The organism is Nocardia sp. CA-136227 (genome assembly GCF_050955695.1).
Lineage (GTDB): Bacteria > Actinomycetota > Actinomycetes > Mycobacteriales > Mycobacteriaceae > Nocardia.
Window position 1 is genome coordinate 589,825 of record NZ_CP192081.1, and the last position, 21,050, is coordinate 610,874.

Sequence of the window (21,050 nt, forward strand, 5' to 3'; positions counted from 1 at the left end):
AGCACTTGCTTGTTTTGCCAACGATGGGACTCGCGATGGGGATCAACCGTCACACCGAAACCGAGGGCGTCGAAGTCGTCACTGTCGACTACGCCCCGGTCAACGCTCTGCCTTCCGACGGCTGGTTCGCCCTGGCCGACGCCGTCACCCAGGCCGGTAAGAACCCGGAGACCCGGGTCGTGGTGCTGCGCGCCGAGGGCCGCGGCTTCAACGCCGGCGTGGACATCAAGGAGATGAACGCCGACACCGGCCACACCGCGCTGATCCGCGCGAACCACGGCTGCTTCGCCGCGTTCGCCGCGATCTACGACTGTGAGGTCCCGGTCGTCACCGCCGTGAACGGCTTCTGCCTCGGCGGCGGCATCGGCCTGGTCGGCAACTCCGACGTCATCGTCGCCTCCGACGACGCGACCTTCGGCCTCCCCGAGGTCGACCGCGGCGCGCTCGGTGCGGCCACCCACCTGGCCCGACTGGTCCCCCAGCACCTGATGCGGACCATGTTCTACACCGCGGGCACCCTGACCGCGCAGCAGCTGCACCACTACGGCTCGGTCTTCAAGGTGGTGCCGCGCGCCGAACTGGACGCCGCCGCCATGGAGGTCGCCAAGAACATCGCCAACAAGGACGGCCGCGTGATCCGCGCCGCCAAGAAGGCGCTCAACGGCATCGACGTGCAGGACGTGCACCGCTCGTACCGCTTCGAGCAGGGCTTCACCATGGAGCTGAACCTCGCGGGTGTGGCCGACGAGATCCGGGCGCGCTTCGACGACGACCTGGCCGCGCAGAAGAAGGGGAAGTAAAGCCATGCGCGACAAGCGAATGAACCTCGACGAGGTCGTCGGCGAGCTGCGCAGCGGCATGACCATCGGCATCGGCGGCTGGGGTTCCCGGCGTAAGCCGATGGCCTTCGTGCGCGCCCTGCTGCGTTCGGACGTCACCGATCTGACCGTCGTCACCTACGGCGGCCCGGACCTGGGTCTGCTCTGCTCGGCGGGCAAGGTCAAGAAGGCGTACTACGGCTTCGTGTCCCTGGACTCGGCGCCGTTCTACGACCCGTGGTTCGCCAAGGCCCGGACCGAGGGCGCGATCACCGTGCGCGAGATGGACGAGGGCATGGTCAAGTGCGGTCTGCAGGCCGCCGCGGCCCGCCTGCCGTTCCTGCCGATCCGCGCCGGCCTGGGTTCCGCGGTCGTCGATTTCTGGGAGGGCGAGCTGAAGACCGTTCAGTCGCCGTACTCGACCGACGGCAAGAACGAGACCCTGGTCGCCATGCCCGCGCTGAACCTGGACGCCGCCTTCGTGCACCTGGACCTGGGCGACAAGCACGGCAACGCCGCCTACACCGGCGTCGACCCGTACATGGACGACCTGTACATGCTCTCGGCCGAGAAGCGCTACCTGTCGGTGGACCGCCTGGTCGAGACCGAGGAACTGGTGAAAGCCGTTCCGACGCAGTCCCTCGTCCTGAACCGCATGATGGTCGACGGAGTCGTCGAGGCTCCCGGCGGCGCGCACTTCACCTTCTCCGGCAGCTACGGCCGCGACGAGAAGTTCCAGCGCCACTACGTCGAGGCCGCCAAGACCCCCGAGTCGTGGGCCGAGTTCAAGGCTCGCTTCCTGGACGTGTCCGAGGCCGAATACCAGGCCGCCGTCAAGGCTTTCGCCGAGGAGCAGAAGTAATGACCGACACCACCACGATCACTCGGGCCGAGATCTGCGTCGTCGCGGCCGCGGAGATCTTCCGGGGCGCGGGCGAGATCATGGCCTCCCCGATGTCCACCGTCACCACCATCGGCGCGCGCCTGGCGCGGCTCACCTTCGAGCCCGACCTGCTGCTGTCCGACGGTGAGGCGCTGTTCTTCGCCGAGGTCCCGCCGATCGGCGGCAAGGCTCCCATCGAAGGCTGGATCCCGTTCTCGAAGGTCTTCGACGTCGTGAACTCCGGTCGCCGCCACGTGGTCATGGGCGCCAACCAGCTCGACCGCTTCGGCAACCAGAACCTGTCGGCGTTCGGCCCGCTGCAGCAGCCGACCCGCCAGATGTTCGGTGTGCGCGGCGCGCCGGGCAACACCATCAACCACGCCACCAGCTACTTCGTGCCCAAGCACAACAAGCGGGTGTTCGTGGACCAGGTCGACATCGTCTCCGGCATCGGCTACGACAAGATCGACCCGGAGAACCCGGCCTACCGGTTCCACCACCTGCACCGGGTGGTCTCGAACCTGGGCGTGTTCGACTTCAACGGTCCGGACCACACCCTGCGCGCGCTGTCGCTGCACCCCGGTGTGACCGCCGACGAGGTCGCGGAGAACACTTCGTTCGAGGTCGCCGGTCTGGCCGAGGCGGGCGAGACCCGGCTGCCGACCGAGGAAGAGCTCACCATCATCCGGACCGTGCTGGACCCGAAGGGTTTCCGCGAGAAGGAAGTGACGGCATGACCGCTCAGCGTTTGAAGACGCCGCTGACCGAACTGGTCGGCATCGAGCACCCGGTCGTGCAGACCGGCATGGGCTGGGTCGCCGGACCCGGCCTGGTCGCGGCCACCGCGAATGCGGGCGGCCTCGGTATCCTGGCCTCGGCGACCATGGACCTCGACGAGCTCGAGGTGGCCATCGCCAAGACCAAGGCCAAGACCGACAAGCCCTTCGGCGTGAACATCCGCGCCGACCTGTCGGACGCCCCGGACCGCATCGACATGATGATCCGCGAGGGCGTGAAGGTGGCCTCGTTCGCGCTGGCTCCCAAGAAGGAGCTGATCGCGAAGCTGAAGGACAACGGCGTCGTCGTGATGCCGTCCATCGGCGCGGCCAAGCACGCGGTGAAGGTCGCCTCCTGGGGCGCGGACGCGGTGATCGTGCAGGGCGGCGAGGGCGGTGGCCACACCGGTTCCGTCGCGACCACCCTGCTGCTGCCGTCGGTCCTGGACGCCGTCGACATCCCGGTCGTGGCCGGTGGCGGCTTCTTCGACGGTCGCGGCCTGGCCGCCGCGCTGTCCTACGGCGCGGCCGGTGTCGCCATGGGCACCCGCTTCCTGCTGACCCAGGACTCCAGCGTCCCGGATTCGGTGAAGCAGGAGTACCTCAAGCGCGGGCTGCAGGACACCGTGGTCTCGCTCAAGGTCGACGGCATGCCGCACCGCGTGCTCAAGACCGAGCTGGTCGAGAAGCTCGAGCACTCGGGCAATATCCGCGGCCTGTACGCCGCGCTGGTCAACGCCGCCAAGTTCAAGTCGATGACCGGCATGAAGTGGACGACGCTGGCCAAGGAGGGCCTCAACACCCGCAAGCACAAGGACCTCACCTGGTCGCAGGTCATCATGGGCGCGAACACCGCCATGTACCTGAAGGCCGGTCTGGTGGAGGGCAACACCGAAGCCGGTGTGCTCGCCTCGGGTCAGGTCGCGGGCATCATCGAGGATCTGCCGAGCGTGGCGGACCTGATGGACAGCATCATCACCGAGGCCGTCGAGCGCATCGACAGCCTCGCCAAGTACCGCGTCACGACTTCGGCCTGACGCCCCCGACGTGCGCGGCCACCACAGCCCGGCCGCGCACCCCGGATCCGCACACCATCGGATCCATTGCGCGCCGCATGTCCGGCGCACCGAGCCGCTCCCGGAACCTCTCGCCCGGGGGCGGCTTCGCGCTTTCCGGGGTCGGGTGGAGCGGATACCCGGCCGCAAACTGTCCGATTTGTCTGAACTATCGGTCCCGCAGGGGGAGGCCGGAATCTCACAGCCCGCCGATTCGCTCGTGAGGTCGGGCGAGAATACCTGATCACGGGCAATTCGCCTGCGCTGCTTGGTGATATTGGGGACGAGGGGGTAAGCGCGGGCGTACGGTTTGTGAGCACCCCTAATGCGATCGGGACTTGTGCGGAATGACGTAGCGACCGGTACGATGACCGCGTTCCGCAACAGCCCGGCAATCGGGGCGACAGTGTGAGCTCGACACCTGTCCCGAACCGCCTGTCGCGGATCGGGATTCCGTGCCCCTGGTGCGGAGCAAGCCAAAGCGCGCGGTATCGATGAGGGGATGGCTGTCGCATGATCGTCGATCGTGCAATGCGTCTGGTGGCAGTGATCGCAGCTGTCGCCGGTTCGGCGTTGCTCGGGCCCGCTGCCGCGGAGGCGCAGCCGGGCCTGCCGCTCGATCCCGCGCCCGCCGGCCAGGATCCGGCGCCCCTCGGCCAGACGCCCGCATCGGCGGCCCCATCGCAGCCGGTCGCCGTGCCCGGCACCCCGGTGGCCGGACCTCAGGATCTGCTCTCCATTCTGCTCGGCCTCGGTACCGGCTCGGCCGGACTGGGCGTCGGCTCGGCCGCGGTCGGCTCCGCGGGCCTGGGCGCCGTGCTGGGCGGCACCGGTTCGGCGGCACTGGGTAGCGGTTCGGCCGTAACCGGTTCCGCCGGCGCGGGATTGGGTTCTGCCGTGGCGGGCACCGGTTCCGCGGGCGCCGCCACCGGTTCGGCCGTGCTGGGCACCGGCTCCGCCGCCGTCGGTTCCGCCGGACTGGGCACCGGATCGGTGCTGGGCCTGGGCTCCGCGGGCGTCGGATCGGCGGGGCTCGGCACCGGCTCCGCGCTGCTGGGGCTACTGCTCGGCACCGGTTCGGCCGCAACGGGTTCCGCCGCGGTCGGTTCGGCCGCCGTGGGCTCGGCCGGACTGGCCGCACTGTGCACCGGTTCGGCCGCGGTCGGCTCGGCCGGAATCGGTTCCGCCGGTGTGGGTTCCGCGGTCGGTGCGCTCACCGGGCTGGGTTCGGCGGGCTCCGGCGCGGGTTCGGCCGCCACCGGCTCGGGTGTCGGCTCGGCCGGTGTGGGTTCCGCCGCGGGCTCGGCAGATCTGGGTTCGGCGGCGGCGGGTTCCGCGGTGCTCGGTTCGGCGGGACTCGGTTCCGCCGCCATCTGCGCCTCGCCGTTGCTGCTGTTGCTGATTCCGCCGCCGCCCGCGCCCGCGGTGCCGCCGGTGCCGCTGGAGATTCCGCAGCCCCCGGCCGTTCCGGCGCTGCCCGCGGTGGTGGCCCCCGTGGGCGCCGCACCGGCGCCGGAGGCCGTGTCCGCCGCCCCGGCGCCGCCCGCCCCGAAGCCCGCTCCCGTTCTGGCGCAACCGGATCCGGATGTGAAGCCGACCTCGCACAACTCGCCACTGCCGCCGTGGAAGCCGCTGTCGGTGATCGGCGGCCTGATCGCCATGGCGCTGGCGGGCACCGGGTCGGGTGCGGTCAGTTTCCAGAGCGCGTCCGCGGCGCAGGCCCGGGTCGACGCCGCGCGCGCGGCATTCTTCGGACCGAGGGCATGAGGGGACCGCGATGACCGAGAGCAAGGCTCATAGCATCGGGTCCTACCGCCGGGTGGCCGCCGCGGTGGACGCGGTGTGCGCGGTGGCGGCCGACTTCGACGCCACCGACCTCGACGAGGTGGTGCTCGCCATCTCCGCGGAGCGGCGGCGGCCGATCGAGATCGCCAGCGCCACACTGGGTCCGGGCGTGTGCGGCCAGCGCCGCAGCTATCCGGACCGGGACGTGATCGTGCTGGCGCAGGCGCTGCCCAGCCGTGAGCACACCCTCGCGCACGAGCTCGGCCACATCGTCTTCGACCATCCGGGCGAGGCGGCGACCGAGGTGGTGCTGGAGGCCAGCGACGATCTGATCGCCTACATGCTCAGCCAGCGCGCGCATCAGAAGGCCATCGATCTGGGCGACGACGAGCAGTGCGAATGGGAAGCGGAGACTTTCGCGAGCATGCTGATGACCCGCCTGCGGGTGTTCAACAGCCGGGGCGCGGGCGTCTCGGTCCTTCGATTCGATGAGGCGCTGGGATGACCGAGTCAGGCCCCGGAGGCGGCAGCTTGCGTAACCACGTAGTGGCCCTCGGTCATCCCCGAAAGGACGCGGCATGACCTTCTGGTTGGTGGCCATGCTGGTGTGGATGGCCTCGGGCGCGCGCGTCGGGCGTGTGCTGGTGAAACCTGCGACGACAGCTCGGGTCGCGATCGTCATCGCGGTGGCCGCGGTCGCGTTGGCGGCGACGGTCGGAGTGCCGGAAATCGGTCTGGCCGTTGATCATCTGATACCGAACGGTGTGCGCGGTCTGTGGCTGGGCGACCGGGTGGTGACGGCCGCGTGGATCATGTTCGCCACCGCCACCTCGGTGGTGGCCTCGGCCGCGTGGCCGGTGGTGTCGCGTCGCAATCTGCGCCAGATCGCCATGATGATCTATGGCGGCGGTGCGCTCGCCATGCTGCTGACCCTGCTCTGGTCGGTCACCTTCGGCTGGGCGATCGTGCTGGTGGAGTGCGTCTTCATCGTGATCACCGGTGTGCGCAACCTGGATTGGACCACCCTCGGCCGCGGCATCGCGCTGTACACGACCGGTACCGCGGTGGTCGGCTTGCTGGCGGCCCTGTCGATTCGCCGCGCGGTGAACGACGAGCCCATGCCGAATCCGGGTGACGAGGGCTGGTTCTGGCCGATGTGGCAGATCGCGGCGCTGCTCATCGCCATCGGCGCGGTGTGGATCGTGATCGAGCTGTGGTGGCGGGCGCGGGTGCTGCTCAAACAGATTCGCACCCTGCACCGGGTGCTGATCGCGCGGTTCCCGGAGGTGGTGGCGCACGAACAGACCGGTTCGGGCACCCAGCTCAAGGCATCGGACCAGGTCGCGCAGATCATGGACGCGCTCTATCTACAGTCCGGCGGCGGTGTGGAGCTGGTCGCGGCGGGTCAGCCGCCGGTCTCGGTGGCCGATCGGGCGCGGCGGGTGGCCGAGTGGGCGCGGAATCCGTTCGGCGAGACGGTGATCGACGGCCGCTGGATCTCGCCGCCCGCGGGGGTCAGTCCGCGCGGGTGGGTGCAGGCCATCGCGCGCGCGTATGACGCGGCGCCGGCGCAGGCCACGGTTCCGGGGTCTGCCAAACGGTAGACATTTACTTTTCCATTACCTTCTGAGTCCGCCGGGCATTACCGTCCGGAAGGGCCTCGAAGTTGATCACGCGGAGATCACCGACGCTTTTGCGATCCTGTCGCAAATGCGCAAGTCCCGTACCTCGCGTGATTGCCATGGGCGCGGCATTCCGGCGGGCCTTCTCGATGAGACTTCGTATCCGAGGTTTCGTCTCACCGAACCCGCCGTGCGTGGTACGGGACTTTGCTTGTCACTCGAAGTTGTCACTCGTGCTTGTCCGGTTGGTGCAATGGGGCGAAACACTCACAGTGCACAAAACGACATAGTGCACAAAACAACTGATTCGGCCATCCAGGTACACCTGGACGGCGTTATGCCAGCTTTGTGCATACTGCACCAGCGCAGGGGTCTGCGCCACATGGCCTCAGCGGGCTGAGACCGGTGCAACATCCTTCACGTGGACCGCATGGTCCGGCGGAGACGCCGGTACTGCCCTGCAAACAGTACCGGCGGCCGCCTTATGTCCGGTCTGGAGCAAGCCCTGTAACAAACCAACACAGTGCGGCCTCCGAGCTAGCCGCACTGTGTTGCTCTGTGGCAGTGCTTATTCCGTGCCATCCGGAGGAATTTCGGGCAAACCTTCGCTTGCCCGCAACTTCTCCGCCATAGACGTGAGGAGATTCTGAGATTCTTCGGACAGGTCGAACGCCCTGCTCGACAGACGACGGAGTCCATAGCCCTGCAGCTGGGACAGCAGCTCGAGATCGTGATCGATCTTCGCCGCGTAGATGTCGTTGAAGAAGTAGTCCGGTTTGACCTTGAAGAACTTTGCCAGAGCAGCCACCGTCTCATCCGACGGGTTCGTGCGCTGTCCCGACCGCAACTGCGACAGATACGGTTTCGAGATCGGGTGGCCGGATGCCGTCAAGGCGGCCGCCACCTCTGCGTTCGTGTGCGGCTTACGCCCCGGGGGATGCACGGTTTCGAACAGCTTGTTCAGCCGCGCCGCGAAATCAGCCATTGTGAGCCGCCCAATTCCCTTCGCTGTACTAACAGTCGTTATCTCGGATACGTATCATTGATATTAGCGGCTCAGTAACTGAAAACCTACGCCTGATTCGCGATTTCCTTGAAGCTTCTAGGCGGTGATCCGGTTCACCCGCTGTGGCTTGGGCGTTTGCGGGCCAACCCCACGGTTCTTGCCAAGGGCTTAAGAGCCCCGGTTCTGGCCCGTCGCGGGGGTCTTCCCGGACGGGCCTCGGGTAGCCATAAGATAGCTGACGGATCATCTTCTTGTCTGTACCGGATTTTGTGTGGCGTACGCCACGTCTCAGGGCAAGACGGATGAACGTTCAACCTGGCCGAAAATCATTGAGAGACTAGATCCGTTCGATGATCGTGCCGGTCGCGAGGGCGCCGCCACAGCACATCAGGATCATGGCGGTGCTCTTGTCGGTGCGCTCCAGCTCGTGCAAAGCCGTTGTGATCAAGCGGGATCCGGTGCTGCCGACCGGGTGGCCGAGCGCGATCGCACCGCCATTGACGTTCACGCGATCGAAATCCGGCTTGTGCACCGAGGCCCACGACAGCACCACGGAAGCGAAAGCCTCATTGATCTCGAACAAGTCGATATCGGAGATGCTCATGCCGGAACGCTCGAGCAGTCGCTCGCACGCCTGCACCGGGCCGTCGAGGTGGAATTCCGGCTCGCCACCGACCAGGCACTGCGAGACGATGCGGGCGCGCGGACGCAAACCCTCACGCTGCGCGGCCTTTTCGTCCATCAGCAGTACGGCGGCGGCACCGTCGGAGATCTGCGAGGACGTACCGGCGGTGTGAATTCCGCCCTCCAGCACCGGCTTCAGCTTCGCCAGGCCCTCGCGGTCGGTCGCGCGCAGACCCTGGTCCTTGCTGATGTCGGCGAACTCGCCGGTGAGGTTGCCCTCCTTGTCGACCTGCGGGGCGTTCTTGATGGTCAGCACCTCGCGGTCGAAGCGGCCCTCGGCCCACGCCTGCGCGGCCAGCCGCTGCGAGCGCACGCCCAGCTCCTCGACGTCGTCGCGAGTGATGCCGCGCCGCTTGGCGATTCGCTCGGCGGCCTCGAACTGGTTCGGCATGTCGATGTCCCACGACGCGGGGCGACGCGGCCCGGCGTGCGTTCCGACGTTGGCGCCCAACGGAACATGGCTCATGGACTCGATGCCGCAGGCCATGCCGACCTCGATGGCGCCGGTGGCGATCAGGCCGGCCACCATGCCCGCGGCCTGCTGCGCGGAACCGCACTGGTTGTCGATGGTGACGGCGCCGGTCTGCCACGGCAGTCCGGCGTGCAGCCACGCGGTGCGGGTGACATTGTTGCCCTGCTCGCCCACCTGCATGACGCAGCCGCCGACGACCTGCTCGACCAGAGCCGGGTTCAGCTCCGCGCGCTGGAGCACGCCCTGTTGTGCGGCGCCGAGCAGTTCGGCGGCGTGCAGGCCGGCGAGCCAGCCATTGCGCTTGCCGATCGGGGTGCGCGCGGCCTCGACGATGACGGGAGTACCCATTGTCTTTCCTTCCGGATCAGAACTGCAACGAGTTCACGACCAGTAACGTAAGTCTGTTCCGGACTATTACCTAGTCCCTTCTCTTGTTCTACCCCCTGTGCTTCAATAGCGGTAGAACGTGTTTCAGTTGGTCAAAGGAGACTGCTGGTGGTTGACACTGCAGCCCGGCCCGGAGTGCCGGATGGATTCGACGTCACCGACCCCGAAATTTGGGCGAAGCGAGTGCCGGCCGAGGAGCTTGCCGAACTGCGCAAAACTGCGCCTATCTGGTGGAACCCGAAGTCGCCGGAGGTCGGTGGCTTCACCGACGACGGCTTCTGGGTCCTGTCCAAGCATGCCGATGTGAAGACCGTCTCGCGCCGCGATGACGTGTTCTCCACCTATGAGAACACCGCCATCCCGCGGTTCCAGGACGACATCACCCGCGAGCAGATCGATCTGCAGCGGTTCGTCCTGCTGAACAAGGACGCCCCGGAGCACACCAAGCTCCGCAAGATCATCTCCAAGGGCTTCACGCCGCGCGTCATCAACGGCCTGCGCGCCGAGCTGACCGCCCGCGCGGAGTCCATCGTGAAGGCCGCTGTCGAGTCCGGCAACGGCGACTTCGTGGAGCAGGTGGCCGCCGAGCTGCCGCTGCAGGCGATCGCCGAGCTGATCGGTGTGCCGCAGGAAGACCGCATGAAGCTCTTCCAGTGGTCCAACGACATGACCAGCTACGACGATCCGGAATCGAACGCCGACCCGGTGGTCGCCTCCACCGAGATCCTCGGCTACTCGTACCAGATGGCCGAAGCCCGTCGCGCCTGCCCGGCCGACGACATCGTCACCCAGCTGATCAATGCCGATATGGACGGCGAGGCGCTGCTGCCGGAGGAGTTCGGCTTCTTCGTCATGATGCTGGCGGTCGCGGGCAACGAGACCACCCGTAATGCCACCACGCACGGCATGATCGCCTTCATGGAGAACCCCGACCAGTGGGAGCTCTACAAGAAGGAGCGGCCCAAGACCGCCGCCGACGAGATCATCCGCTGGGCCACCCCGGTCAGCTCCTTCCAGCGCACCGCGCTCGAGGACGTCGAGGTCGGCGGCGTGGAGATCAAGAAGGGCCAGCGGGTCATCCTGTCCTACCGCTCGGCCAACTTCGACGAAGAGGTGTTCGAGGACCCGTACACCTTCAACATCCTGCGTGACCCGAACCCGCACCTGTCCTTCGGCGGTACCGGCGCGCACTTCTGCATCGGCGCGAACCTGGCTCGACTCGAGATCGAGATCATCTTCAACGCCATCGCCGACCACATGCCCGACATCACCAAGCTGGGCGACCCCAAGCGCCTGCGCTCGGGCTGGCTCAACGGCATCAAGGAGATGCAGGTGGACTACAAGGGCGGCTGCCCTGTAAAGCACTGAGGCACTGATGGTTTGATCCGCCCTGTACCCCTCTCACTCCTCAGGGCGGAGACAAAATAGAAGCGGGCGACTGGATCATCCAGTCGCCCGCTTCGGTTTTCGAGGCCCTAGGCCTTCTTCATCGTCGCCATCGCACGCTCGGTCTCCCAGAAGGCGCGCAGCGCAGCGATTTTGCCGTCAGCGTCCACCTTGTAGGTGAACACGCCCTCGGCATCCACGATGTGCCCGCCCATGGTGGTGCGGATGCGGCCGGTGAAGGCCACCTCCTGCCCACAGGCGAAGGAGTCGTCGAAGAGGAACTCGATCGACTCCGTCTGGGCGATCGCCTTGTCCCAGAACGCCGCGATCGCTTCCGCGCCACGGTGTCCCACGCCCTCGGGATCGAAGAAGGACGGCCCGACGGGATCCTCCACGATGCCGTCGGCGGCGAACAACGCCACCCAGGCGTCCTTGTCCTTGGCGCGCACCGCGGCCTGCGAAGCCGCGCCCGCCACCCGCGCGGGGTGCTCGGTGGTGGTGGTCATCGCTGCTCGCTGCCGACGACCCACATCGAGAAGTACTGCGAGCCACCGCCGTACGCGTGGCCGAAGGCCTTGCGGGCGTTCTCCACCTGGTAGTCGCCCGCGCGGCCCATGACCTGCTTGGCGGCCTCGGCGAAGCGGATCATGCCCGACGCGCCGATCGGGTTGGAGGACAGCACGCCGCCCGACGGGTTGACCGGCAGCTTCCCGCCGATGGCGGTCTCGCCGGCGTCGGTGAGCTTCCAGCCCTCGCCCTCGGGCATGAAGCCCAGGTTCTCCAGCCACATCGGCTCGAACCACGAGAACGGGACGTAGATCTCGGCCGCGTCGATCTCCTCGAGCGGGTTGGTGATCCCGGCCTGCTTCCACAGCGCCGCCGCGGCGGCCTGACCGGCCTGCGGGTTCACCTGGTCGCGGCCCGCGTAGGCCAGCGGCTCGGTGCGCATGGCGGTGCCGTGCACCCACGCGACCTTCTTGCCCTGCGCCTCCACGGCCTTGGCCGATTCCTCGTCACCGATCACGATGGCGCAGGCGCCGTCCGAGGACGGGCAGGTCTCGTCGAAACGGATGGGGTCCCACAGCATCTGGGACGCCATCACCGATTCCACGCTGATGTCGGGCTGGTGCAGGTGCGCGAACGGGTTGCGCGCGCCGTTGCGGCGGTCCTTCACCGCGACCATGGCGCCCACGTGCAGCGGGGCGTTGGAGCGGCGGATGTAGGCGCGCACGTGCGGGGCGAAGTAGCCGCCCGCGCCCGCGCCGACCGGCATGGTGAACGGCACCGGGTTCGACAGCGCCCACATGGCGTTGGACTCGGACTGCTTCTCCCACGCCACGGCCAGCACCCGGCGGTGCACGCCGGCCTGGACCTGGTTGGCCGCGACGACCGCGGTGGAGCCGCCGACGGAACCGGCGGTGTGCACCCGGAGCAGCGGTTTTCCGGTGGCGCCCAGGGCGTCCGAGAGGAACAGCTCCGGCATCATGGAGCCCTCGAAGAAGTCGGGGGCCTTACCGATGACCACGGCGTCGATATCGGCCATGGTCAGGCCGGAGTCCGTGAGCGCCCGGTCGATGGCCTCGCGGATCATTCCGGCCATCGATACATCGGACCGTTTGGTCACGTGATGGGTCTGACCGGTGCCGAGGACGGCAGCTGCGTAGCTCATGAACGTGCCTCCAGGGTGGCCACGAGGTTCTGCTGCAACGCGGGGCCGCTGGCGGCATGCGCCAGTGCGCGATTCGCGGTGCCATTGATGATTTCCCGGGCGGCGAAGCCGATGCGCTCCAAGCCGGCCGCGAACATGGGGTTGCCCGACAGCGCGCCGCCGGACGGGTTGATCCGGGTGTTCCCGTTCAGGCCGATGGCCTGCTTCAGGATCAGCTCCTCGTGGGTGAACTGTGCGTGCAGTTCGGCGACATCGAAACCGCCGGCGTCGCCGCCGGTCACGGCGTTGGCCGCCTTGGCCGCGGAGTCCGAGACGGTCAGGTCGCGGGCGCCCAGCACGGGGGAGTCGATGTAGTGCGCCATACCGGTCAGCCAGGCCGGACGCTCGCACAGTTCGCGGGCCCGGTCGCCGACGGCCAGCACGATGGCGGCCGCGCCGTCGGTGATGGGGGCGACGTCATGGGCGCGCAGCGGATCGTTGATCTTCGGCGCGGCCAGCAGCTTGTCGATGTCACCGCCGGTGGTGCGGGCGGCCACCGCGGCCATGTCGGCCTCGGTCCAGCGGCCCGCGTCCAGGCCCGCGCGGGCCTGCAGCCCGGCCATGGACAGCGAGTCCACGCCCAGCGGCGCGACCAGGTACGGGTCGGTCTGCAGACCCAGGATCTGGCGCAGGGTGCCGGCCGAGGACTTGCCGAAGCCGTAGACCAGCGCGGTCTGCGCCTGTCCGGAGCGGAGTTTCACCCACGCCTCGTACAGCGCCCAGGCCGCGTCCATCTCCACGTGCGACTCGTTGATCGGCGGCACCGCGCCGATGGAGTCGATCGCCGAGATGAACGAGAACGCGCGGCCCGCAAGGTAATCCGAGGAGCCCGAGCACCAGAAGTCGATATCGGCCACGCCGACGCCGAGCTTCTGCTTGAGCTCCTGGAAGCACGGCGCGAGCATCTCCACGCCATTGGTGGTGCCGAAGGTCTCCGGCACGTGCGGCGCGTGGGCGAAGCCCACCACCGCGATGTCGGTTGCTGTGTTACTCAAGGTATTTCAGCGCCTCTCTACAGGTGGTGCGCGAAGCTGTCGTAGTCGGCGTCGGGTTCGCCGGTGGGCCGGAAGTGGTCGATATTGGCCATGGACAGGCCCCACTCCTCACGCGGCTTCCAGACGGCCTCGACCCGCATGCCCATCCGGACCTCGTTCGCCTCGACGCCGAGCACCAGGTGCAGGAACGGGATGTCGGCGCCGTCGAGCAGCACGTAGGCGGCCACGTACGGCGGCTTCAGGCGCTGGCCCATGAACGGCACGTTCACGATGCAGAAGGTGGTCACGATGCCCTTGTCGGACACCTCGACGAAGTCGTCGGTCGGCGAGCCGTCACGCGGGTCGGCGCCACGCGGTGGGAAGTACACCTTGCCGTCGAGGTTGGCGCGCGCGCCGAGCAGCTTGCCCTCCATCAGGCCCTTCAGGAAGACGGCTTCCTGCGGTGCGGCGGTGTGCTTGATCGAGAAGTCGACCGGGGTCACGATGCCGGTGACCGGATCCGCGTCGGCGGTGGAAGCCGGTGCGGGGGCGGAGGTCTCGCCCGGTTCGAAGGCCACGATGTCGTGGATGTCGCCGGTGCGCTCGGCCGCCCAGCGGGCCCGCACGCGCATGCCGGTGCTGATGTCGGCGGGGCTCGCCACATCCACCGCGTGCAGGATGGCGGTGTCGGCGCCGTCCAGCTTGATCAGCGCGTAGGCGAAGGGCCGGTCGAACGGCTGGCTCGGGAGCGGCTCGGCCACCCAGGACCAGGTCTGCACGGTGCCGACGTCGGAGACGTCGACGAATTCCGTCAGCGGTTCGGCGGTCTTCGGATCGTATTCCGCGGGCGGCACGATCACGCGCCCATCGGAACCCCGCACCCCGATGACCTTGCCGGCACGCAGTTCCGTGAGGAAGCGCCCGATGGTCGGACCGGTGGAGCGGGTGTAGTCGAATTGCATCCGCAGCGGTGCGGACAGTACTTCGGTGTTCCCCAGAGTCACGAGATCGAGTAGAACAGGTTCTAGTGACGGTGGCAAGAGTACGGGCTGCGGCCCTGACGACCGGTCCCGAATGTTCTAGGAAGGAACCTCCGCGCCTGAGCGGTCAGGCGCGGAGGAGGCAGCGGAGCGTAACCATGGAGCGCTCCGCTCTGGTGCGAAAGGAGATCCAGTAATGCGCTTTGGCTTGCAACTGGGATATTGGGGCGCGCAGCCGCCCGCCAACACGCGGGAGCTGATCGCGGCCGCGGAGGAGACCGGATTCGACGCCGTCTTCACCGCCGAGTCGTGGGGCTCGGACGCCTTCACCCCGCTGGCCTGGTACGGCTCCGACACCAGCCGGGTGCGTTTGGGCACCTCGGTGGTGCAGATGTCGGCCCGCACCCCCACCGCGACCGCCATGGCCGCGCTGACCATCGACCACCTCAGCGGTGGCCGGCACATCCTCGGGCTCGGCGTCTCCGGCCCGCAGGTGGTCGAGGGCTGGTACGGCCAGCCCTTCGGCAAGCCCCTCGCGCGCACCCGTGAGTACGTCTCGATCGTGCGGCAGGTGCTCGCCCGCGAGGGCAAGGTGACCAGTGCGGGCCCGCACTATCCGCTGCCCTACAACGGCCCGGGCGCCACCGGATTCGGCAAGCCGCTCAAGCCGATCACCCACCCGCTGCGCTCGGACATCCCGATCTGGCTGGGCGCCGAAGGCCCGAAGAACGTCGCGATGACCGCGGAGATCGCGGACGGCTGGCTGGCCATCTACTACACGCCGCGGCTGGCCGACATGTACAACGAATGGCTCGACGAGGGCTTCTCCCGGCCGGGCGCGCGGCGCTCGCGCGAGGACTTCGAGATCGCGGCCACCGCGCAGGTCATCCTCACCGACGACCCCAAGGCCGAACTGGATCGGCTGCGGCCGTTCATGGCGCTCTACATCGGCGGCATGGGCGCGGAGGAGCTCAACTTCCACGCCGAGGTGTACCGGCGCATGGGTTACGGCGAGCAGGTCGACGAGATCACCCGGCTCTTCCGCACCGGCCGCAAGGAGGAGGCCGCGGCGGTGGTGCCCGACGAGCTGATCCTCGACACCACCATCATCGGCAACGAGGCGCAGGTGCGTGAGCAGCTGAAGGTGTGGGAGCAGGCGGGCGTCACCATGATGCTGGTCGGCGTCCGCGACGTGGAGCAGTTCGAACGGTTGAAGCCGCTCATCGAGTCGTAATCGGTCGTGATCCGGTGCGGAGCGCGCCTCGCTGAGCGGGGTGCGCTCTTCTCGTTTGTCCCCCGCGGGACGTACGTCGCCGTACTGTGAGAGCGGGGGCACGTCCGCTCAGCGGGACGTGAGCGAAAACAGTGGCTTGTCACACACAAGAACACGTTCTATTTTGGTCCCTGTGAGCTACAACATTGCGGACCTTGTCGAGCACACCATCGACCTCATGCCGGAACGTGTCGCGCTGGTTGACGACACCCGCTCGGTCACCTACGCCGAGCTGGAGGACCGTGCCAACCGGCTGGCGCACTACCTGCAGGAACAGGGAGTGCAGCCGGGTGACAAGGTCGGCGTCTACTCGCGCAACACCATCGAGGCCGTCGAGGCCATGGTGGCCATCTTCAAGGCGCGGGCAGTCATGATCAACGTGAACTACCGCTACGTTGAGAACGAGTTGCAGTACATCTTCGAGAACTCGGACATGGTCGCGCTGCTGCACGAGCGTCGCTATTCCGACAAGGTGGCCAACGTGCTGCCGAACACGCCGAAGATCAAGTCGGTCGTCACCGTCGAGGACGGCACCGACCTGCCGCTGCCCCCCGGCGCGGGCGAATACGAAGCGGTGCTGGCCGGCTCGCACGGCGAGCGCGACTTCGACGAGCGCTCCTCCGACGACATCATGATGATCTACACCGGCGGCACCACCGGCATGCCCAAGGGCGTCATGTGGCGCCAGGAGGACTGGTGGCGCGTCCTCGGCGGTGGCATCAACTTCTACACCGGCGTCTTCATCGAGGACGAGTGGGAGCAGGCCAAGGGCGGCGCCAGCGGCAACGCGCCGATGGTGCGCTACCCGATCCCGCCGCTGATCCACGGCGGCGCGTTCACCGCCACCCTGCACAGCCTGTTCGACGGCGGCACCGCCGTCATGCTGCCCGAGTTCAGCGGGCACGGCGTGTGGCGGGCCGTGGAGCGCCACGGCGTCAACATGATCTTCATCGTCGGTGACGCCATGGCTCGCCCGCTGCTCGACGCGCTGGCCCAGGGCAACCCGGAAACCGGCCAGCCGTACCAGCATTCGAGCATGTGGGTGCTGGCCAGCAGCGCCGCGCTGTTCTCGCCGGCGCTCAAGGACCAGTTCATCGAGAAGTTCCCGAACGCGCTCATCACCGACTCCATCGGCGCCTCCGAGACCGGCTTCGGCGGTCTGGCCGTGGCCACCAAGGGCGCGACCCACACCGGCGGCCCGCGGGTGAAGATCGACGGGTCCACCAAGGTCATCGACGAGGAAGGCAACGAGGTCGTCGCCGGCTCCGGCCAGGTCGGCCTGCTCGCGCGCACCGGCAACATTCCGGTCGGCTACTACAACGACCCGGTGAAGACCGCCGAGACCTTCAAGACCTTCGACGGCGTCCGCTACTCCATCCCCGGCGACTTCGCCCGGGTGGAGGAGGACGGCACCGTCACCATGCTCGGCCGTGGTTCGGTGTCCATCAACTCCGGTGGCGAGAAGATCTTCCCGGAAGAGGTCGAGGGCGCGCTCAAGGCGCACCCGGACGTCTTCGACGCGCTGGTCGTGGGCGTTCCCGACGAGCGCTGGGGCCACCGCGTCGTCGCGGTCGTGCAGTGCACCGACGGCACCCGCCCGACCCTCGAGGAACTGCGTCCCACCCTGGTCAAGGAGATCTCCTCCTACAAGATGCCGCGCAGCCTGTGGTACGTGGACGAGATCAAGCGTTCGCCCGCCGGCAAGCCCGACTACAAGTGGGCCAAGGCGCAGACCGAGGCCCGCGAGGCCGACGACCACGCCCAGGCCCCGACCACCAAGTAGGTCATGAGAAGTCAGTGCCCGCCTGCCGTCGCAGGCGGGCACTGATCGTTTCGATGGGTGTTTGTTGTCGGTGGGTTGTGTCAGGCTGTCTGGCATGAGCGAGAAGGTGGGCGGCACCGTATCGGATGACGTACTGCGGACTTTCGAGGGGCATCGGCGCGAACTGTGCGCCTACGCGTATCGAATGCTCGGGTCCTCGTTCGAGGCCGAGGACGCGGTGCAGGAGACCTTCACGCGGGCCTGGAAGTCCTACGACTCGTTCGAGGGCCGGGCCAGCGTCCGCTCCTGGCTGTACAAGATCGCCACCAATGTCTGTCTGGACATGCTGGACGGCCCGCAGCGCCGGGCCCGGCCCATGGACCTCAACGGACCTTCGACTCCCGATTCGCAGTTGCCCGCGCCGGAGCCGGATTACGTGTGGGTGGAACCGATTCCGAACGCGCTCGCCTTCGGCGCCGACCCCGCCGAGGCCGCCAGCACCAAGGACACCCTGCGCCTGGCCTTCGTCGCCGCCGTGCAGCACCTGCCCGCCAGCCAGCGCGCCATCCTCATCATGCGTGAGGTGCTGCGCTTCTCCGCCGGTGAGACCGCGGACATGCTGAACGTCTCGCCCGCCTCGGTGAACAGCGCCCTGCAGCGCGCCCGCGCCACCATGTCGAAGGTGCAGGAGACCGCCACCGTCTCCGATCCCTTCGACGAGCGCGACGAGCAGCAGCGCAAGCTGGTCGACGACTTCGTGAAGGCCTTCGAGGCCTACGACATGAGCGCCCTGACCGAGCTGCTGAAAGCCGATGTGGCCCTGTCCATGCCGCCGTTCTCGCTGTGGGTGTCCGGCCCCGAGAACGTGGCCGCCTTCATGCTCGGCACCGGCCAGGCCTGCCGCGATTCCCGCATGGTGCCGCTGGAGGGCGCGAACGGCCTGCCCGCCTTCGGCCACTACAAGCCCGGCGACGAGCCCGGCGTCTGGATCCCGTGGTCCATCACCACGCTGGAACTCTCCGGCGACCGCATCTCCGGCCTCACCTTCTTCCTCGACACCGAGAAGCTGTTCCCCCTCTTCGGCCTCCCCATGGAGCTTCGCCCGAACTAGGCTCTCCGCCAAGGGAGTCCGGGGAGGGGCGCATGACGGTCGAGTTGCACGCGGACGAGCGGTGGGCGCAGAACCTGCGCCGCATGCTGGTGGGGGCACGGCACGAGGCCGTCATGGCCATCGCCCGCCCGGTGCGGCCGGAGACCGAATACCGCGCGGAGGACACGGTTTTCCGGCAGTTGCACGAGGCGGGGAAACAGGTGCGGGTGCTGCTGTCGGCCGCGTACGTGAGCAGCCGGGGCCGCCAGTCGGTGCTACGCCAGTTCACTCTCGGCTCGCGGATCCGGGTCACCGATACCGAGTTCTGCAATGCGCTGATCGTCGATCGTGAGCGGGCGGCGCTGTGGTCGGCCGCGCCGGGGGAGGCGCCGCGCGGATACCTGGTGGCCGAACCCGCGCTGCTCGGGGTGGTGCACCAGTTCGCCACCCGCACCTGGCATTCCGCGCGTGACCTGCACGACCACTTGGAGGTGCGGGACGGCCTGGACGTGGTGGCGCTCGCGGTGGTCGAGCAGCTGTACGCCGGGGCGAAGGACGAGACCGCGGCCCGGGCACTGGGGGTGTCGCTGCGCACCTACCGGCGCTATGTCGCCCAGCTCATGACTCGGTTCGAGGTGAGCACCCGCTTCCAACTCGGGGTGCGGGTGCGGGAGCTCGGGCTGCTGGGCTGATCAGCCGGCCACGGTGCTGATCAGCGGGGTGTGCGCAGGTCCTCGGGGTGCTCGGCCGCGAACCGTTTGGCGGCGGGATAGTTCGCCTTGCCGCTCGGCTGCCGCATGACCGTGCCGACCAGCCAATAGCCGCGTGGCGCTTTGTATCCCGCGACCTTGGTCCGCACGTGGGCGTCGAGTGCGGTGAGATCGATCGCGGTCCCGGTCCGCGGCTGCACCACCGCGGCGACGGTCTGCCCGAACCGTTCGTGCGGGATGCCGATCACCAGTGTGTCGAAGACGTCCGGGTGCGATTTGAGCGCCGTCTCGACCTCCTCGGGGAACACCTTCTCGCCACCGGTATTGATGCACTCGGAGCCGCGCCCGAGCAGGGTGACGGTGCCATCGGCCTCGTAACGGGCGTAATCACCCGGCGCCACATACCGTTTGCCGTCGACCTCGACGAAGATGGTCTTCGTCTTCTCCGGGTCCTTGTAGTACCCGATCGGCACGTGCCCGGTCCGCGCCATCCGGCCGACGGCTCCGGGGACGGGCGGCACGAGGCGGCCGTCGTCGTCCAGTAGCGCGGACTGCGCCCCGAACTTGACCCGCGGGCCCTGCGTGTGGTCGGAATCCTTGGTGACCGTGGACAGTCCGGTGCTGCCGCTCTCCGACGACCCGATCACGTCGGTGACCAACAGATTCGGGAAGGTCGCGAGGTACTGCTGTTTCAGTGAGTGCGAGAACAGCGCGGCGTGACTGCTGAACGCCCACAGGGACGGAACCTGGTACCGCCCCGCGTGATACGCCTCGAGCAGCGGCTTGGCCATGGCGTCGCCGACCACGGTCAGCACATTGACCCGGTGCTTCGCCACCACCCGCCAGACCTCGTCGGCGTCGAACTGTGGCACGAAAACCACTGTGCCGCCCGAGTTCAGGGCGAGGAACGTCGCCCACTGGGCCGCGCCGTGGATGAGCGGCGAGAGCGGGGCCATGACGATGCCCTCGGGCGCGGACCGGGCATCGGCCGCCAATGCCCATTCGTCCGAGACGTATTCGCCGGTGACATGGTTGATGCCACCGCCGAGTGCCCGCCAGACGTCCTCATGCCGCCACATGACGCCCTTGGGCAGGCCGGTGGTGCCGCCCGTGTAGAGGATGTACAGATCGTCGCCGCTGCGGGGACCGAAATCCCGGTCGGGAGAGTGCGCGGCCAGCGCGTCGTCGTAATCGGGTCCGATGGCGAGGGTTTCGGTGAGGCCGGTCGCGGATTCGCGAACCTCGGAAATGATTTCCCCGAATTTCGCTTCGTGGATAATTGCTTTCAAATCCGCGTTGCCGACGAGGTAGCGCACCTCGTCGGCCACGTACCGATAATTCACGCTCACCGAGACGGCCCGCAGTTTGTAGGTCGCGAGCATCGTTTCCAGCGCCTCGATGGAATTGCGTGAGTAGACGCCGACGTGGTCGCCGGCTCCGATGCCGCGGGCGGCCAGGTGGTGGGCGAGCCGGTTGGCGCGGTCGTCGAGTTCGCGGTAGGTGAGTCGCCGGTCTTCGCAGATGAGGGCGGTCCGCTCCGGGACCGCGTCGACCGCGTGCTCGAACAGGTCCGCAACAGTGAAAGCCATGGGCCCACCCTCGCTTTCGCGGGGATGGAGCGCGGGTTCATCGGTTGGCAGGAAGCTGTCACGGCCCGGGCGCGCGGGGGTGTTCCGCGG

Annotated in this window: 19 protein-coding genes; 12 read left to right on the top strand and 7 right to left on the bottom strand. The window is 67.9% G+C overall.

Annotated elements, in window-relative coordinates; all coding sequences use genetic code 11:
- Nucleotides 1-35 precede the first annotated feature (35 nt).
- From ACQP06_RS02765 to ACQP06_RS02795, 7 genes are all read left to right on the top strand, one after another.
- Nucleotides 36-800, top strand: coding sequence for an enoyl-CoA hydratase family protein (locus ACQP06_RS02765; RefSeq protein ID WP_357089788.1), 765 nt, complete (start codon nt 36-38; stop codon nt 798-800).
- A gap of 4 nt (nt 801-804) precedes the next feature.
- Entirely contained in the window at nt 805-1,680 is an 876-nt protein-coding gene (locus ACQP06_RS02770) for a CoA transferase subunit A (RefSeq protein ID WP_433670235.1), read from the top strand.
- A complete protein-coding gene (locus ACQP06_RS02775) occupies nt 1,680-2,438 on the top strand; it encodes a CoA-transferase subunit beta (protein WP_433670237.1) in 759 nt (252 codons plus the stop codon). The genes ACQP06_RS02770 and ACQP06_RS02775 overlap by 1 nt, the downstream gene beginning before the upstream one ends.
- Complete coding sequence (locus tag ACQP06_RS02780) at nt 2,435-3,514, top strand: NAD(P)H-dependent flavin oxidoreductase (RefSeq protein WP_433670238.1); 1,080 nt, start codon at nt 2,435-2,437, stop codon at nt 3,512-3,514. The genes ACQP06_RS02775 and ACQP06_RS02780 overlap by 4 nt, the downstream gene beginning before the upstream one ends.
- A gap of 558 nt (nt 3,515-4,072) precedes the next feature.
- Nucleotides 4,073-5,299, top strand: coding sequence for a hypothetical protein (locus ACQP06_RS02785; RefSeq protein ID WP_433670240.1), 1,227 nt, complete (start codon nt 4,073-4,075; stop codon nt 5,297-5,299).
- Between the two features lie 10 nt (nt 5,300-5,309).
- Nucleotides 5,310-5,822 carry an ImmA/IrrE family metallo-endopeptidase gene (locus ACQP06_RS02790; RefSeq protein WP_357089776.1) on the top strand — a complete coding sequence of 171 codons (513 nt, stop codon included), beginning with the start codon at nt 5,310-5,312 and terminating at the stop codon, nt 5,820-5,822.
- Nucleotides 5,823-5,895: 73 nt separating this feature from the next.
- On the top strand, nt 5,896-6,921 hold the full coding sequence (locus tag ACQP06_RS02795) for a hypothetical protein (RefSeq protein WP_433670242.1): 1,026 nt from the start codon (nt 5,896-5,898) through the stop codon (nt 6,919-6,921).
- Between the two features lie 586 nt (nt 6,922-7,507).
- On the opposite strand, the gene ACQP06_RS02800 is transcribed toward ACQP06_RS02795, so the two are convergent.
- Both ACQP06_RS02800 and ACQP06_RS02805 read right to left on the bottom strand, forming a co-directional pair.
- The gene (locus tag ACQP06_RS02800) at nt 7,508-7,924 is read right to left on the bottom strand and encodes a helix-turn-helix domain-containing protein (RefSeq protein WP_011207048.1); all 417 of its coding nucleotides are present in this window, start codon (nt 7,922-7,924) and stop codon (nt 7,508-7,510) included.
- 358 nt (nt 7,925-8,282) lie between these two features.
- The gene (locus ACQP06_RS02805; RefSeq protein ID WP_357089770.1) at nt 8,283-9,449 is read right to left on the bottom strand and encodes a steroid 3-ketoacyl-CoA thiolase; all 1,167 of its coding nucleotides are present in this window, start codon (nt 9,447-9,449) and stop codon (nt 8,283-8,285) included.
- A 147-nt stretch (nt 9,450-9,596) separates the two neighbouring features.
- Between ACQP06_RS02805 and ACQP06_RS02810 the strand changes: the two genes are divergently transcribed.
- Nucleotides 9,597-10,856 carry a cytochrome P450 gene (locus ACQP06_RS02810; protein WP_433670244.1) on the top strand — a complete coding sequence of 420 codons (1,260 nt, stop codon included), beginning with the start codon at nt 9,597-9,599 and terminating at the stop codon, nt 10,854-10,856.
- A 107-nt stretch (nt 10,857-10,963) separates the two neighbouring features.
- On the opposite strand, the gene ACQP06_RS02815 is transcribed toward ACQP06_RS02810, so the two are convergent.
- Genes ACQP06_RS02815 through ACQP06_RS02830 form a run of 4 tightly spaced genes read right to left on the bottom strand, consistent with a single transcriptional unit; the run spans nt 10,964 to nt 14,518 of the window.
- The gene (locus ACQP06_RS02815; protein WP_433670246.1) at nt 10,964-11,380 is read right to left on the bottom strand and encodes a nuclear transport factor 2 family protein; all 417 of its coding nucleotides are present in this window, start codon (nt 11,378-11,380) and stop codon (nt 10,964-10,966) included.
- Nucleotides 11,377-12,543 (bottom strand): thiolase domain-containing protein, encoded by a 1,167-nt coding sequence (locus ACQP06_RS02820; RefSeq protein WP_357282761.1) that lies wholly within the window; start codon nt 12,541-12,543, stop codon nt 11,377-11,379. The genes ACQP06_RS02815 and ACQP06_RS02820 overlap by 4 nt, the downstream gene beginning before the upstream one ends.
- Complete coding sequence (locus ACQP06_RS02825; RefSeq protein WP_433670248.1) at nt 12,540-13,577, bottom strand: thiolase domain-containing protein; 1,038 nt, start codon at nt 13,575-13,577, stop codon at nt 12,540-12,542. Before ACQP06_RS02825 ends, ACQP06_RS02820 begins: the two co-directional genes overlap by 4 nt.
- Before the next feature lie 17 nt (nt 13,578-13,594).
- Nucleotides 13,595-14,518: a Zn-ribbon domain-containing OB-fold protein gene (locus tag ACQP06_RS02830; RefSeq protein ID WP_433673222.1), complete on the bottom strand. Its 924-nt coding sequence runs from the start codon at nt 14,516-14,518 to the stop codon at nt 13,595-13,597.
- A 214-nt stretch (nt 14,519-14,732) separates the two neighbouring features.
- Here ACQP06_RS02830 and ACQP06_RS02835 point away from each other — a divergent pair, with 214 nt between their 5' ends.
- The 4 genes from ACQP06_RS02835 (at nt 14,733) to ACQP06_RS02850 (ending at nt 19,353) form a co-directional block, all read left to right on the top strand.
- Complete coding sequence (locus ACQP06_RS02835; RefSeq protein ID WP_433670250.1) at nt 14,733-15,770, top strand: LLM class F420-dependent oxidoreductase; 1,038 nt, start codon at nt 14,733-14,735, stop codon at nt 15,768-15,770.
- A gap of 172 nt (nt 15,771-15,942) precedes the next feature.
- The gene (locus tag ACQP06_RS02840; RefSeq protein WP_433670252.1) at nt 15,943-17,592 is read left to right on the top strand and encodes an acyl-CoA synthetase; all 1,650 of its coding nucleotides are present in this window, start codon (nt 15,943-15,945) and stop codon (nt 17,590-17,592) included.
- 94 nt (nt 17,593-17,686) lie between these two features.
- The gene (locus ACQP06_RS02845) at nt 17,687-18,682 is read left to right on the top strand and encodes a sigma-70 family RNA polymerase sigma factor (protein ID WP_433670254.1); all 996 of its coding nucleotides are present in this window, start codon (nt 17,687-17,689) and stop codon (nt 18,680-18,682) included.
- 32 nt (nt 18,683-18,714) lie between these two features.
- The gene (locus ACQP06_RS02850; protein ID WP_433670255.1) at nt 18,715-19,353 is read left to right on the top strand and encodes a hypothetical protein; all 639 of its coding nucleotides are present in this window, start codon (nt 18,715-18,717) and stop codon (nt 19,351-19,353) included.
- 20 nt (nt 19,354-19,373) lie between these two features.
- Here ACQP06_RS02850 and ACQP06_RS02855 read toward each other — a convergent pair whose 3' ends face one another.
- The gene (locus tag ACQP06_RS02855; protein WP_433670257.1) at nt 19,374-20,960 is read right to left on the bottom strand and encodes an acyl-CoA synthetase; all 1,587 of its coding nucleotides are present in this window, start codon (nt 20,958-20,960) and stop codon (nt 19,374-19,376) included.
- Between the last annotated feature and the right edge of the window lie 90 nt (nt 20,961-21,050).